The sequence below is a fragment of the Caulobacter sp. Root1455 genome, from assembly GCF_001426905.1.
GTDB lineage: Bacteria > Pseudomonadota > Alphaproteobacteria > Caulobacterales > Caulobacteraceae > Caulobacter.
The window spans coordinates 127,009-141,581 of sequence record NZ_LMFQ01000021.1; the positions used below are offsets into that span (position 1 = coordinate 127,009).

At 69.5% G+C, this 14,573-nt stretch carries 13 protein-coding genes; 7 read left to right on the top strand and 6 right to left on the bottom strand.

Features of this window, described 5'->3' with window-relative positions; translation table 11 throughout:
• Positions 1–91: 91 nt before the first annotated feature.
• Positions 92–2,416 (top strand): ribonuclease R, encoded by a 2,325-nt coding sequence (rnr, locus tag ASD21_RS12740; RefSeq protein WP_056441511.1) that lies wholly within the window; start codon positions 92–94, stop codon positions 2,414–2,416.
• 26 nt (positions 2,417–2,442) lie between these two features.
• Here rnr and ASD21_RS12745 read toward each other — a convergent pair whose 3' ends face one another.
• Both ASD21_RS12745 and ASD21_RS12750 read right to left on the bottom strand, forming a co-directional pair.
• Positions 2,443–3,489: an SGNH/GDSL hydrolase family protein gene (locus ASD21_RS12745; protein WP_056441513.1), complete on the bottom strand. Its 1,047-nt coding sequence runs from the start codon at positions 3,487–3,489 to the stop codon at positions 2,443–2,445.
• Between the two features lie 31 nt (positions 3,490–3,520).
• Positions 3,521–4,816, bottom strand: coding sequence for an amidohydrolase (locus ASD21_RS12750; RefSeq protein ID WP_082554778.1), 1,296 nt, complete (start codon positions 4,814–4,816; stop codon positions 3,521–3,523).
• 212 nt (positions 4,817–5,028) lie between these two features.
• On the opposite strand from ASD21_RS12750, the gene ASD21_RS12755 reads away from it, so the two are divergent.
• From ASD21_RS12755 to ASD21_RS12770, 4 genes are all read left to right on the top strand, one after another.
• The gene (locus tag ASD21_RS12755; RefSeq protein ID WP_056441519.1) at positions 5,029–5,757 is read left to right on the top strand and encodes an NUDIX hydrolase; all 729 of its coding nucleotides are present in this window, start codon (positions 5,029–5,031) and stop codon (positions 5,755–5,757) included.
• Between the two features lie 21 nt (positions 5,758–5,778).
• Entirely contained in the window at positions 5,779–6,225 is a 447-nt protein-coding gene (locus ASD21_RS12760; RefSeq protein WP_056441522.1) for a DUF6265 family protein, read from the top strand.
• An 81-nt stretch (positions 6,226–6,306) separates the two neighbouring features.
• Positions 6,307–6,474 (top strand): 50S ribosomal protein L33, encoded by a 168-nt coding sequence (rpmG, locus tag ASD21_RS12765; protein WP_007673017.1) that lies wholly within the window; start codon positions 6,307–6,309, stop codon positions 6,472–6,474.
• 103 nt (positions 6,475–6,577) lie between these two features.
• The gene (locus ASD21_RS12770; protein ID WP_056441525.1) at positions 6,578–7,369 is read left to right on the top strand and encodes a glutaminyl-peptide cyclotransferase; all 792 of its coding nucleotides are present in this window, start codon (positions 6,578–6,580) and stop codon (positions 7,367–7,369) included.
• Positions 7,370–7,457: 88 nt separating this feature from the next.
• Here the strand turns inward: ASD21_RS12770 and ASD21_RS12775 are convergent, their stop codons facing one another.
• Together ASD21_RS12775 and divK are read right to left on the bottom strand one after the other, a co-directional pair.
• Positions 7,458–8,822 carry a PleD family two-component system response regulator gene (locus tag ASD21_RS12775; RefSeq protein ID WP_056441528.1) on the bottom strand — a complete coding sequence of 455 codons (1,365 nt, stop codon included), beginning with the start codon at positions 8,820–8,822 and terminating at the stop codon, positions 7,458–7,460.
• Between the two features lie 4 nt (positions 8,823–8,826).
• A complete protein-coding gene (gene divK / locus ASD21_RS12780) occupies positions 8,827–9,195 on the bottom strand; it encodes a cell-cycle response regulator DivK (protein WP_029916211.1) in 369 nt (122 codons plus the stop codon).
• A gap of 122 nt (positions 9,196–9,317) precedes the next feature.
• Here divK and ASD21_RS12785 point away from each other — a divergent pair, with 122 nt between their 5' ends.
• Both ASD21_RS12785 and ASD21_RS12790 read left to right on the top strand, forming a co-directional pair.
• The gene (locus ASD21_RS12785; RefSeq protein ID WP_056441531.1) at positions 9,318–9,965 is read left to right on the top strand and encodes a hypothetical protein; all 648 of its coding nucleotides are present in this window, start codon (positions 9,318–9,320) and stop codon (positions 9,963–9,965) included.
• Positions 9,962–11,218 (top strand): DNA polymerase IV, encoded by a 1,257-nt coding sequence (locus ASD21_RS12790; RefSeq protein ID WP_056441534.1) that lies wholly within the window; start codon positions 9,962–9,964, stop codon positions 11,216–11,218. The genes ASD21_RS12785 and ASD21_RS12790 overlap by 4 nt, the downstream gene beginning before the upstream one ends.
• Positions 11,219–11,363: 145 nt before the next feature.
• On the opposite strand, the gene rodA is transcribed toward ASD21_RS12790, so the two are convergent.
• Together rodA and mrdA are read right to left on the bottom strand one after the other, a co-directional pair.
• Complete coding sequence (rodA, locus tag ASD21_RS12795; RefSeq protein WP_056441537.1) at positions 11,364–12,521, bottom strand: rod shape-determining protein RodA; 1,158 nt, start codon at positions 12,519–12,521, stop codon at positions 11,364–11,366.
• Positions 12,518–14,572, bottom strand: a complete 2,055-nt coding sequence (mrdA, locus tag ASD21_RS12800) for a penicillin-binding protein 2 (RefSeq protein ID WP_056441541.1) — start codon at positions 14,570–14,572, stop codon at positions 12,518–12,520. Before mrdA ends, rodA begins: the two co-directional genes overlap by 4 nt.
• Position 14,573 lies beyond the last annotated feature (1 nt).

A 14,573-nucleotide genomic window follows, 5' to 3' on the forward strand; every position in this document is an offset into this window, starting at 1 on the left:
TGAGATTACATGCGTAATTTCGATAGTCAACCCGGCGTTCGGCGTTCCTTTCCCTTGGCCATCCGCCCCCTTGCCGGGTTAAGCCAGGGGCATGGCCAAACCCCGCTCGCCCAAGTCGTCCAAGTTCCCCGCCGCCTCCAAGACCGCGAAGCCGCCCGCCGGCCTGCCCGATCGCGAGACGCTGATCGCCTTCCTGCGCGACGCCGGCGAGGCCGGCAAAGCCGACATCGCCCGCCACTTCGGCCTGAAGGGCGCGGACCGCCGGGCCCTGCGCGAGATGTTGCGCGAACTGGAGGCCCAGGGCGCCCTGGGCAAGCGCGGACGGCGTGGTTTCGCGGAGGCCGGGGCGCTGCCCCCGGTCGGCGTGGTCGACGTGGTGGAACGCGACGCCGACGGCGATCTCTATGTCCGCCTGACCAAGGGCGGCGAGGACCTGCCCCAGGTGCGCCTGGCCCCGGGCAAGGGCGACGCCTCGGCGGGCGGCGCGCCGGGCATGGGCGACCGCCTGCTGGTCCGCTTCGAGCAACTGGAGAGCGGCGAGACCGAGGCCCGCCTGATCAAGCGCCTGGGCCAGAGCGCCCACAAGGTGCTGGGCGTCATCCGCAAGGTTCGCCGCGAGACCCGGGTCGAGCCGGTCGACCGCAAGTCCAAGGAAAGCCTGCTGCTCAACGAGCAGGAGGCCAAGGACCTCAAGGACGGCGACCTGGTGTTGGCCCAGGTGGGCACGGCCTCGGCCCGCTACGGCCCCAAGTTCGGCAAGGTGCTGGAGGTGGTGGGCAGCGAGGACGATCCGCGCGCCGCCTCGCTGATCGCCATCCACAGCCACGGCATCCCGACCGGCTTCAGCGAGGAGGCCGAGGCCGAGGCCGGCGCGGCCCGGCCGCCGACCCTGGAAGGCCGCGACGACCTGCGCGACCTGCCGTTCGTGACCATCGACCCGGTCGACGCCCGCGACCACGACGACGCCGTCTACGCCCATCCCGATCCGGACGCCGGCAATGTGGGCGGCTGGATCGTCTGGGTGGCCATCGCCGACGTCGCCGCCTATGTGCGCCCCGGCTCGGCCCTGGACCGCGACGCCCGCGAGAAGGGCAACAGCGTCTACTTCCCCGACCGGGTGGAGCCGATGCTGCCCGAGACCCTGTCCAACGGCCTGTGCAGCCTGCGCGAAGGCGAGAACCGCGCCACCCTGGCCGTGCGGATGGTGTTCGACGCCCAGGGCCGCAAGAAGAGCCACAAGTTCGTGCGCGGCCTGATGCGCAGCGCCGCCAAGCTGTCCTACGAGCAGGCCCAGGCCGCCATCGACGGGGTCGCCCCGCCCGACGGCCAGGACGGCGACAAGGCCGGTCCGCTGCTGGACCCGATCCTGCGCCCCCTGTGGGCCGCCTTCCGCCTGATGGGCAAGGGCCGCGAGCAGCGCTCGCCCCTGGCCATCGAGAGCGACGAGCGCCGCATCATCATCCAGGAAGGCGAGATCCAGTCGATCACCCGCCGCGCCAGCCTCGAGGCCCACAAGCTGATCGAGGAGATGATGATCCAGGCCAATGTCTGCGCGGCCGAAAGCCTGGAAGCCAAGCGCACGCCGCTGATCTACCGGGTGCACGACACGCCCAGCCAGGAAAAGGTCATGAGCCTGGTCGAGTTCCTGCAGACCCTGGAGGTCAAGTGGTCCAAGGGCGAGGCCCCGACCACGGCGCGCTTCAACAAGCTGCTGGACGACACCCGCGAGAGCCCGCACGCGGCGATCATCAACGAGGTGGTCCTGCGCACCCAGATGCAGGCCCACTATTCCAGCGACAACCTGGGTCACTTCGGCCTGAACCTGGCGCGCTACGCCCACTTCACCAGCCCGATCCGCCGCTACGCCGACCTGATCGTCCACCGGGCCCTGATCCGCGCCCTGGGCCTGGGCGACGACGGCCTGACCGACCAGGACATCTCGCAGATCAAGGACACCGCCGAGGTCATCACCCACGCCGAGCGCCGGGCCATGGCCGCCGAGCGCGACGCCACCGACCGCTACATCGCCGCCTTCCTGTCCGACCGGGTGGGGGCGACCTTCGCCGGCCGGATCACCGGCGTGACGCGTTTCGGCCTGTTCGTGAAGCTGGACGAGACGGGCGCCGACGGCCTGGTGCCGGTCTCGACCCTGGGCGAGGAATATTTCGTCCACGATGACCGCATGCACGCCCTGGTCGGCGAGCGCACCGGCAAGCGCTTCCCGCTGGGCCTGGCGGTCGAGGTCAAGCTGCGCGAGGCCACCCCAGTGACCGGCGGCCTGCTGTTCGAGATGCTGACCGACGCCTTGCCGAACGATCCGAAGGCGCCGAAGCCGAGGCTGGGCATCCGCGGCAAGCCGGCCATCAAGCCCCGCGGGGGGCTGCCGAAGGGCGTGCGGCGGGGGAAGCGCAGATAACACCCTCTCCCCATGGGAGAGGGTGTTTAGGGAAGAACCACTCTCGCCGCCTCTTCCAGCCGATCGGCCATCATCCGCTGGTCCGCCACCGACGGGTGCCAGTCGCAGGCGCCCAGGTCCATGCCGGTGATCCGCACCGGGGTGGCAAGACCCGGCGCCTCGGCGTCGACGGCGCTCGCCACCTGCTCCACATCGGCCGCGAAACTGTCCCCGGCGATCAGCAGGAAACGCGCCTGGGGCTGGCGCCGGGCCAGGTCGCGCACGAAGGCGGCATAGGCCCGGCGATAGTCGGCGCGCAGGGCCGTCTCGTCGGCCCAGGCCTCGCCGGGCGCGACGGGCGTCGAGAAGTCGTTCGTGCCCAGGCCGATGACGATCAGGTCGGGCCGCCAGGCCTCCGCCGGATCCATGCTGGGTTCGGCCTGGCCGGGGATCATCCGCGAATAGAGCACCGGCAGGGACTGGCCCGGCGCCGCGCCGCCGTAGTTTCGCACCACGCCCCGGCCGGAGAAGGCGACGATCCGGTAGTCGGCGTCCAGCCGGCGCGCCAGGATCGGACCGAAGGCCAGGCTGGTGTCGGTCAGGTCGTGGATCTCGGCCTGGGTGCAGCTGTGCTTGGCGGCGCGCACGCCGTAGCCGACGGTGTGGGAGTCGCCGATCAACTCGATCCTGTGCGGACGGCTCGGCGGCGGCAGGGCCTGGCCGCCCTTGCCGACGGTGAAGCCGAGGAACCGCGCCGAGCCCGTCTGGCTCTCGGTCAGCTTGTCCACCCGAACGACATGCTCGCCCGGGCCCAGGTCGTCGAAACTCATGCGCGCGACGCCGGGCAGGTCCAGCTCGGTGCGGACCTTGCCGTCGATGCTGACCGCCAGGTGATCGAGCTGCGGATCGACCGCCACCTCGACCGAGCGCCCGGTGAACCGCCCCTCGAAATAGACGCCGGGCCAGCCGAAGTCGTAGCCGCCCTCGGGCAAGGCCACGACCCGGCCGCCGATGTTGGGCGTCAGGTCGGTCTGGGCCGCCGCCGGGTTCGACAGGGCCAGGGCCGCGACGGCGGCGAGAAACAGGAATCGCAAGCAAGTCTCCTTCGAAGCGCGTCCGGGAGCGCTACTTCTTCGCCAGATAGTCCAGCGCCAGCAGCACCTCGGCCTTCACCCCGGTCTCGAACACCGCCTCGTCGACGTCGAAATAGGGCGAGTGGTTGGCCGGAGCCGTGGCGGCGGGCACGCTGGCCGGGCGGCCGCCCAGCTGGATGAACACCGCCGGGGCCTTCTCGCCGTAGCGGGAGAAGTCCTCGGCCCCGGTGACCAGGGCCGCCTGGTCGTCGACCTTGCCGGGCGAGGCCTGCTCCAGCACCGGCTTGACCCAGGCCGACAGGGCCGGGTCGTTGGTGGTGACCGGATAGGGCTGGGTGAACACCGCCTGGGCTTTCGCGCCATAGCGGTCGCCGATGGCGGCCACGGCCTTCTGGACCTTGTCCATCACGTCGGCGCGCCGCTCCGCGTTGAAGGTGCGCAGGGTGCCGGTCATGGTCAGGTCTTCGGGGATGATGTTGTTGCGCACCCCCATGTTGATGGTGGCCACGGTCAGCACGGTGGGCGAGGCGCCGACGTCGACCTGGCGGGCGGCGATCTGGTTGAAGGCCTGGACGATGTCGGCCGCGACGCTGGCCATGTCGACGCCGGCCCACGGCCGCGCCCCGTGGGTCTGCTTGCCCTTGACGGTGATGGTCAGGCGGTCGGAGCCCGCATAGAAGCCGCCGGCCCGGTAGTTCAGCGCGTGGGCGTCGCCGGGGCCGATGTGCAGGCCGAAGACGGCGTCGACCTTGGGACGGTCCAGGGCGCCGTCGCGGATCATCAGGCCCGCCCCGCCCTCCTCGCCGGCCTGGGAGCCCTCCTCGGCCGGCTGGAAGATCAGCACCACAGCGCCGGGGATGTCGGCCTTCATGCCGGCCAGCACCGTCGCGGTTCCCAGCAGCATGGCCACATGGGTGTCGTGGCCGCAGGCGTGCATGACCGGCAGGGTCCGGCCCTCCCACTGGGCGGTGACGTGCGAAGCGAACGGCAGGCCGGTCTTTTCCTCGACCGGCAAGGCGTCCATGTCGGCGCGCAGGGCCACGACCTTGCCCGGCTTGCCGCCCTTCAGCACCCCGACCACGCCGGTGCGGCCCACGCCCTCGCGGACCTCGAAGCCCAGGGCGCGGAGCTCCTTGGCCACCAGGGCCGCCGTGCGGACCTCCTGGTTGCCCAGCTCGGGATGCTCGTGGATATCGCGCCGCCAGGCCACGACCTTGGGCTGGACGGCCTTGGCGGCGGCGGCCACCTGGGCGGCGGACGGCGCGGCGAGCGCGGATCCGGCCAGCAACGCGGCGGCCAAGGCCACCCCGGAAACCCTTGCGAACACGGCCATCCCCTCGATTCCTGAAATCCCCGCCGGGAGCTTGGGCGGGCGAGCGCGCGCCGGTCAAGCGCCGGGAATGGATTTGGGGACACGCCGCGAGGGCATGTCCCCGCCACGCGCTGGGGACATGCCCTTGCGGCGTGTCCCCGCTCCCTCACCGCCAGTTGCCCTTACGGACGGATGGCGTCGTCGTGAGTCGGGTCTAAGCTTGGAAGATGGACGAACCGATCGAAGCCAAGTTCGACACCCGCAACGACGGCGACGTCCGCGATCCGCGCGCCGGCGTGCTGAAGCCGCGCCATGCCGCCACCCTGATCGTGGTCCGCGACGACGGGCCCAAGCCGCGCCTGCTGATGGGCCGCCGCAACCGGGGCCTGGCCTTCATGGCCGACAAGTGGGTGTTCCCCGGCGGCCGGGTCGACCGCGGCGACTACCTCGCGCCGTCGGCCAGCGAACTGGCGCCCGAAACCGCGGCGCGCCTGAGCCTGGAGCCGCGCCACGCCAGTCCCGCCCGCCTGGCCCGCGCCCTGGCCCTGGCGGCGGTGCGCGAAACCTTCGAGGAAACCGGCCTGCTGCTGGCCCAGACAGCGCCCGAGCGGCCCGGCGCCGGGGCCTGGCGGCCGTTCCTGGCCCAGGGCGCCCTGCCCGACCTGGCGCCGCTGGCCTTCGTGGCCCGGGCCATCACCCCGCCCTATCGCACCCGCCGCTTCGACGCCCGGTTCTTCATGGCCCCCGCCAGCGCCCTGCTGAGCCTGGACCGCCAGCCCGACTGCGGCGAGCTGGACGAGATCGGCTGGTTCGACTTCGACCAGGCCCGCGCGCTGGACCTGCCCAACATCACCCGCTTTGTCGTCCACGAGGTGGCCCAGCGCCTGGCCGACCCTGGACGCCCGGCGCCGTTCATGCGCTTCCTGCGCGGGGCGCGGCAGTTGAGTTATCTCTAGAGCGCCCCAGGGAGCCCTTCGATGCTCGCCCTCGCTCTCGCCGCCGCCCTGGCGGGCCCGCCCGCCACGATTGACCAGATGGCCTGGCTGAAAGGCTGCTGGATCCAGACCAAGCCGGGCGGCGTGGTCGAGGAGCGGTGGATGGGTCCGGGCGGCGGCGTCATGCTGGGCATGGGCCGCACGCTCAAGGACGGCAAGCTGCGCGACTACGAATTCACCCGCATCGTCGAGGCCGACGGCTCGCTGGCCTACATGGCCGAGCCCTCGGGCCAGGAGAAGGCGACCTTCCCGCTCAAGAGCCTGACGCCGGAGATGGCGGTCTTCGAGAACCCCGCCCATGATTTTCCCCAGCGGGTGATCTATCGCCGCCTCGGCGCCGACGAGATCATCGGCCGGATCGAGGGGCAAATCGGCGGCCAGGCCAGGAGCGTCGATTTCCCCTACAAACGATGCGAGACCGGCAATTGACTTTGCGCCGCCGGTGAGTATGTTCCGCGCCTCTTATTTCGACCGCGTAGGGACCTGCGCGACCATCGCAGGGATTCGACCATGGCCAAACCGGCTTCCATCAAGATCCGCCTGAACTCGACGGCGGACACCGGCTTCTTCTACGTGACCAAGAAGAACGCCCGCACCAAGACCGAAAAGATGGTGCTGAAGAAGTACGATCCGGTCATCCGCAAGCACGTCGAATTCAAGGAAGGCAAGATCAAGTAGGTCTTGCGTCCAACGCGATGTGACAAGACGCCCGGCTGCGAAGCCGGGCGTTTTTCGTTTAGGCCGTCTTGTTTTCGCCGCCGAGGGAAGGCCTAGCTGGGCCATGCGTAGTCTCCCGCTTTCGTCCCTCTGGCTGGCCGTTGTTTTGCTGTTTGGCGCCGGTTCGCCGCTGGCTCACGTGGCCCAGGCTCACGCCGCCACGCCGGTCTACGGCTACGAGGTGGTCCGCACCTACCCCCACGACCCCAACGCCTTCACCGAGGGCCTCTTCCTGCGGGACGGATTTCTGTACGAGAGCACGGGCCTGGAGGGCGCCTCGTCGATCCGCAAGATCGTGCTGGAGACCGGCGGCGTCGAGAACGAGCGCTCGATCTCCAGCCAGTACTTCGGCGAGGGCATCGTCGACTGGAAGGACCGGCTGATCGAGCTGACCTGGAAACACCAGATCGGCTTCGTCTACGGCCTCGACGACTTCGAGGCGCGCGGCGAATTCAGCTATGAGGGCGAAGGCTGGGCCCTGACCCGCGACGACAAGCGGCTGATCATGAGCGACGGAACGTCGCGCCTGCGGTTCCTGGATCCGGAGACCCTGAAGGAGACCGGCGGGATCACCGTCACCGACGAGGGCCGGCCGGTGGATCAGCTGAACGAGCTGGAATGGGTCAAGGGCGAGATCCTGGCCAACATCTGGAAGAGCGACCGCATCGCCCGCATCGACCCGGCGAGCGGCAAGGTGACCGGCTGGATCGACTTGACGGGCCTGCTGCCGTTGGAGGATCGCGCGCGCACCGACGTGCTGAACGGCATCGCCTACGACGCCAAGGCCGACCGGCTGATCGTGACGGGCAAGCTGTGGCCGCGGATGTACGAGATCAGGGTGGTGGCGAAGCCCTGACGGGGACATGCCCTCGCGGCGTGTCCCCATCGGTTATCGCGGCGCCTGGAAATGGGGGACACGCCGCAAGGGCATGTCCCCGGCCGTGCTAGGCCGCCTTGCCCACCACGGCGTTGCGGCCGGACTTCTTGGCCTCGTACACCGCCTCGTCGGCCCGCTTCATCAGGGTTTCGGGGGTGTCGTCCGGGCCGCTGGTGGCCGAGACGCCAATCGAGATGGTCACGGTCAGCAGCTCGCTGCCCTGGGCGACGCGGAACGGCGAGCCGGAGACGTGCATGCGGATCCGCTCGGCGATGCGCAGGGCGTCGGCCAGCTGGGTGTCGGGCATGATCACCGTGAACTCCTCGCCGCCGTAGCGGCAAGGCAGGTCGATGGCGCGGACGTTGGAGGCCAGACGCAGGGCGAACTCGCGCAGCACCTCGTCGCCGACGTCGTGGCCGAAGCCGTCGTTGATCTTCTTGAAGTGGTCGATGTCGATCAGCAGGGCCGCGACCGGGTCGCCGCCCAGGGCCGCGCGCTTGACCAGCGAGTCGAGCTGGCCGGACATGTAGCGGCGATTGTGCAGGCCGGTGAGCTGATCGGTGACCGCCAGCTCCAGGCTGTGGTCGAGGTTCTGGCGCAGGTAGTCGGTATAGCGCTTGCGCTGGATCTGGGTCTTGACCCGGGCCGACAGCTCCTGCGGATCGATCGGCCGGGGCAGGATGTCGTTGATGCCGATCTCCAGCGCCTTGACCAGGCGCTGGCGCTCGTCGGGATCGACCATGGCCAGGATCGGCAGGTGGCGCGTGCGCTCGTCCGACCGCAGCGAGGCGGCGAAGCGCAGGCCGTCGAAGCCCTTGGCCGCGGCGTTGATGATCACCAGGTCGACCGGTCCGCCGGCGCTGATCTGGGCCTTCACGGGATCGGACTCGACCACCGGGCGGTGTTCGACCGCCAGCTCGGCGGCCACGCGCTGGGCCTGGCGTTCGTTGTCGTCGACCACCAGCACCCGGCCGCCCAGGCCGTCCAGGCGCGAGGCGGCGCCGGCGATCACGCCCATGCGCCGGCCCGAGGCCTCGCGCTGGCGCAGTTCGTCGATCACCAGCTTGAAGCGGGTCAGGCTGCGCACGCGGGCGAACAGCATGACGTCGTCGATCGGCTTGGTCAGAAAGTCCGAGGCGCCCGCCTCCAGCCCCTGGATGCGGTCGGCGCGGCCGTCCAGCGCCGTGACCAGCACCACCGGGATGTGGCGGGTGGTCGGATCTTCCTTGAGCTTCTTGCAGACGGTGAAGCCGTCCATGCCGGGCATCATCACGTCCAGCAGGATCACGTCGGGCAGCTCGCTGGCCGCCAGGGTCAGGGCGGTGGGGCCGTCATGGGCGACCGAGACCTGGTAATATTCCGCCGACAGCTTGGCCTCGAGCAGGCGGACATTGGCCTCGATGTCGTCGACGACCAGGATGCGCGCGCTCACGAGCCTACCTCTCCAGCAACCGGCGAATGGTGTCCAGGAAGTGCGACACCGAGATGGGCTTGGAGATATAGGCCTCGCAGCCGCCCTCACGGATGCGTTCCTCGTCGCCCTTCATGGCGAATGCCGTAACGGCGACGACGGGGATATGTGACAGATCGTCATCCTCCTTGAGCCACTTGGTGACTTCAAGGCCGGAGATCTCGGGCAGCTGGATATCCATCAGGATCAGGTCCGGACGGTGCTCGCGGGCGATCGACAGAGCCTGCAGGCCCTCGCGGGTCTGCAGGGTCTCATAGCCCTGGGCTTCGAGCAGATCATGAAAGAGTTTCATGTTCAGCTCGTTATCCTCGACGATGAGGACCTTCTTCGTCATCCTGACCCCGACCATTCCGGTCCGTGGCGACGCGTGAGGGATTCGCGTCGCTTCTGGATTCCAGATCGCACGAATATCCTTAAGCCCGCGCTAATCGCGTTTATCTCGGCCAATCGCAGATCATGGAACCCAGTTTTTCCGACCTTCAGACCTGCATCGTGCGCCCGGACGCGCCGCTGGTCATCGTCGATGTCGACGAGGTCCTCGCGCGGTTCATGCATGGCTTCGGAACGTTCATCGGACGCCACGGATTCGAGCTGCGATTCGACCGCTACGCCCTGTTCCAGAACATCTATCGCCCCGGCGAGACCGAGCATGTGGACCTGATCGCCGGCCGGGCGCTGTTCAACGACTTCTTCCGCGACGGGGCCGACGACCTGCTGCCGGCCGAGGGCGCGGCCGACGCCCTGGCCGACCTGTCGACCCGCGCCGACGTGGTGATCCTGACCAACGCCCCCGAGCACGGCCGCCAATCGCGCGCCCGCTGGCTGAAGACCCATGGCTTCGACTATCCGCTGGTGATCAACAGCGGTCCCAAGGGGCCGTCGGCGGCCCACCTGTCCGAGCGGACGGCCTCGCCGTCGGCGTTCATCGACGACCTGCTGCCGCAGCTGGACTCGGTGGCGGAAAGCGCGCCGTGGGTGAACCGCTTCCAGATGGTGGCCGACGAGCGGCTGCGCCCCCTGGCCCCCAGCGATCCCGAGCGGCACGCCCGGATCGACCTGTGGCCGGACCTGAAGACGGCCATCGAGCGCAAGCTGTTCCGATGAAAGCGCTGTGCCGCGACTGCCTGGCGACGGGCGAGACCAAGGTCTCGCGCTGTCCGTCCTGCGGTTCGCCGCGGGTGATCTTCCACGAGGAGCTGGGCCAACTGTCCATGGCGCACCTGGACTGCGACGCCTTCTACGCGTCGGTCGAGAAGCGCGACGACCCGTCCCTGCGCGACAAGCCGGTGATCGTCGGCGGCGGCAAGCGCGGGGTGGTGACGACCGCCTGCTACATCGCGCGCATGAGCGGCCCCCGCTCGGCCATGCCGATGTACAAGGCGCTGAAGCTGTGCCCCGACGCGGTGGTCATCAAGCCCAACTTCGCCAAGTACAAGCACGAGAGCCGGCGGATCATGGCCAAGCTGGAGGCCCTGACGCCCCTGGTGCAGCCGCTGTCGCTGGACGAGGCCTGGATCGACCTGTCGGGCACCGAGCGCCTGCACGGCGCCCCGCCGGCGGTGATGCTGGCCCGGGTCCAGCGCGAGATCGAGGCCGAGGTCGGGATCACCGTCTCGATCGGCCTGGCTCCCAACAAGTTCCTGGCCAAGATCGCCTCGGAGCTGGACAAGCCGCGCGGCTTCTCGGTGATCGGGGCGGCGGGGATCGTCGAGTTCCTGGCCCCGCGGCCGGTGTCGATCCTGCCCGGCGTCGGCCCCGCCACCGTCACGGCCCTGGCCTCGGAGGGCCTGCGAACGGTCGGCGACATCGCCAACGCCGACCTCAAATGGCTGGTCAAGGTGTTGGGCTCGGGCGGCCTGCGGCTGCACCACCTGGCCCACGGCCGCGACACCCGGCTGGTCGATCCCGACCAGGAGCGCAAGACGATCAGCGCCGAGACCACGTTCAACGATGACCTCTACAAGCGCGAGGACCTCGAGGACGAGTTGTGGCCGCTGTGCGAGAAGGTCGCCCGCCAGGCCCGGGCCGGCGGGGTGGCGGGCCGCGTGGCCACGCTGAAACTGCGCACGCCCGACTTCAAGATCCACACCCGCCGGCGCACCCTGCCCGTGCCGATCCAGACCGCGCGGACCCTTTTCCAGGTGGCGCGCGAGCTGCTGGCGGCCGAGCCGGGAGGCCTGCACTACCGCCTGATCGGCGCGGGCCTGACCGACTTCGTGCCCGCCGAAGGCGCGGCCGACGACTTCTTCGCCGGCGAGGAGCGCAAGGCGCTGAAGAGCGAGACGGTGATCGACGGGCTGCGGGGGAAGTACGGGGCGGGGGCCGTGGTGAGTGGAAGGGCGCTGAAGGGAAAATAGTGGCTCACCCACTTGCCCCCACCTGACCGCTTCGCGGTCTGTCCGCCCCCATAGGGGGCGGAGGCCGCGCACCTCCTCTTCCCCCTATGGGGGAAGACGATCGCGAAGCGATCCGTAGGGGGCAAGTGTTCGCCCCCACCAAACCCTACATCAGCGAGCCCTTGCCGCTGGTCACTTCGGTATAGCGGTGCACCCGCACGGCCTGGACCAGGCCGAACCCGACCATGACCGTCAGCATCACGGTGCCGCCATAGCTCAGCATCGGCATGGGCACGCCCACCACCGGGGCCATGCCCATGACCATCGCGCCGTTGATCAGCACGTAGAGGGCGAAAGTGGCCGTCACCCCGGCCGCCGACAGGCGTCCGAAGTGGCTGTGGCTGATCGAGGCGATGCGCAGGGCCATGAAGATCGCCACGCCGTACAGGAACAGCACGCTGAAGCAGCCGATGAAGCCGAACTCCTCGGCCAGGGTGGCGAAGATGAAGTCGGTCTGCTTCTCGGGCAGGAAGTTCAGCTGGCTTTGCGAGCCCAGGCCGAAGCCCTTGCCCATCAGCCCGCCCGAGCCCAGGGCGATCTTCGACTGCATGATGTGGTAGCCGTCGCCCGACGGGTCCTTCTCCGGGTCCATGAAGGTCAGGATCCGGTTGCGCTGATAGTCGTGCAGCACGAAGAAGATGAACGGCGGCAGGGCGGCCAGGGCGCCGACCATCCCGACGATGATCAGCCTCAGCGACAGGCCGGCCAGCACCATGACCGCCAGGCCCGGCAGGGCGATCAGCATCGCCGTGCCCAGGTCGGGCTGGTGGGCCACCAGCAGGACCGGCATGCCGATCAGGACGGCCGGGATCAGCAGCTTCCAGGACAGCCGGGCGCTGTCGGCCGACAGGCCGTGATAGTAGCGGGCCAGGGCCAGGACGACGCCGATCTTCATCACTTCGGACGGCTGGAAGCGGACCGGTCCGAGCACCAGCCAGCGCTGCGCGCCCAGCGAGGAGTCGCCGACCAGGGCCACCGCCACCAGCAGCAGCAGCCCGACCCCGTAGATCGGATAGGCCAGGCTGAACCAGACCCGCAGGTCGACCATGGCCAGGATGATCATCATCACGAAATAGACGCCGAATCGCAGCAGATGCTTGTCGGCCCACGGTTCCCAGGAACCGCCGGCGATCGAAAACAGCATGAGCGCCCCGGTGCCGGCGATCAGACACAGGACCAGACACAGGGTCCAGTCGATCTCCATGAACTTGATGATCGGCCGATCGCGTTCGCCAGGCCGGCTGAGGCCGCCGCTGAGGGTCATCGGGGAGCTCCGGGGACGGAAGGCGCGGGAACGGTGGGGGTCGCGGGGGCCGGCGACGGCGGCGGCGCGCCCACGATCGGCTCGTCGGGCGCGGCGCCCTCGACCGAGCCGTCGGGCGTGGTTTCGACCGGCTCTTCGGGCATCGGCATGGGCCGCTCGATGCGGGCGCGGACCTCGGGATCCTTCAGCAGCGCCACGCGCATCACCTCGCGAGCCCGCGGGGCGCCGGCGGTGGCGCCGCCCAGGCCGCCGTGCTCGATGATCACGGCCACGGCGTAGCGCGGGTCGTCATAGGGGGCGAAGGCCACGAACAGGTTGTGGTCCTTGAGCCGCCAGGCGACGCTGGTGCTCTTGCGGTTGGCGACCTTGTCGTAGCTGCGCACCTGGGCCGTGCCGGTCTTGCCGGCCATCTTCACGTCGCCCAGGCCCAGCTGGCTCTGCCGGTAGGCGGTGCCGCGCACGTCGTTGGCCACGGCCTCCATGCCGCCGCGCACATAGGTCAGGTGCTCCTGGCTGAACGGCAGGTCGGGCACGGCCGCGCCGCTGGGCTGCTCGACGCCGCCGACCGACTTGATCAGACGCGGATTGAGCGCCTTCTTGCTGTTGGCCAGGCGGGCGGTCATCACGGCAAGCTGCAGGGCGTTGACGCTCAAGGCCCCCTGCCCGATCCCGTAGCTGGGCGTTTCGCCCGGAAACCAGATCTGGTTGGCCGGATTCTTCTTGTTGGCCCGCTTCTTCCAGGCCCGGTCGGGCACCAGGCCCTTCTTCTGGCCTGGAATGCCGATGTCGAAGGTCTCGCCGAAGCCCATCGCGCGCGCGGCCGTGGCGATGGCGTCCGGACCGATCTTCAGCGAGGTCTGGTAGAAGTAGATGTCGCACGAGTTCTTGATGGCCTCGTGCATGTTCTGCGAGCCGTGGCCGCCCTTTTCCCAGCACCGCCAGGTCCGCCCGCCGTAGTACCAGCTGCCGCCGCAGTTCACGCGAACCTCGGGATCGATCCCGGCGGTCAGGGCGGCCAGGCCGACGGTGGGCTTGAAGGTCGAACCGGGCGGGAAGTTGCCGCTCAGCGCCTTGTCCAGCAGCGGCTTGCGCTCGTATTCGGCCAGCGCCTTGTATTCCGGACCCGACAGGCCCTTCACGAACCGGTTGGCGTCGAAGCTGGGGGCCGAGACCATGGCCAGCAGGTCGCCGTTGCGGATGTCCATCACGACGATGGCGCCGCTTTCGTCGCCCATCACCTCCAGGGCGCGGTTCTGGATGTCGGCGTCCAGGGTCAGCCGCACTTCCTTGCCCGGGGTGGGCGGGATGTCGCCCTCGGGGTCCAGGCGCACCACGCGGCCCTGGGCGTCGACCTCGGCCTTGGTGGCGCCGGGACGGCCGCGCAGCTCGCGGTCCAGGGCCTTTTCGACGCCCTGCTTGCCGATCCGGAACCCCGGATGGTGCAGCAGGTCCTGGTCCTGGGTCGGATCGGACTTGGCCTTTTCCAGGTCCCGGTCGGAAACCTTGGCCACATAGCCGATCACGTGGGCGAAGGCCCCGCCGAACGGATAGACCCGCACCTCGCCCATGTCGGCGGTCACGCCGGGCAGCTCGGGCGCGCGGATGTTGACGCGGGAGAATTCCTCCCAGGTCATGTCCTCCATCACCGCCACCGGGGCCTTCCTGGGCGCGCGGGCGATGTCCTTGATCAGGCGGGCGCGGCGCGTGCCGTCGATCGGCACCAGCAGGGCCAGGTCGTCCAGGGTGGCCTCGACGTCGAAATCCTTGGATTCCTTGGTGACCATCAGCCGGAAGTTCGGGCGGTTCGAGGCCAGGGCCACGCCGTTGCGGTCCAGGATCAGGCCGCGCGGCGGGGGCATGAGGCGGTAGTTGAACTGGTTGCCGGCCGAAAGCTTCTGGTAGCGCCGGGCCTCGACCAGCTGCAGCTGGGCCAGGCGGCCGCCCAGGGCCAGCAGGCCGCCGCCGGCCAGGCCGCCCATCAGGAACGCCCGGCGGTGGAAGACCCCCTGCCGCTCGTTGACCTCGAAGAAGAAGATTGACGGTTCGCTCATG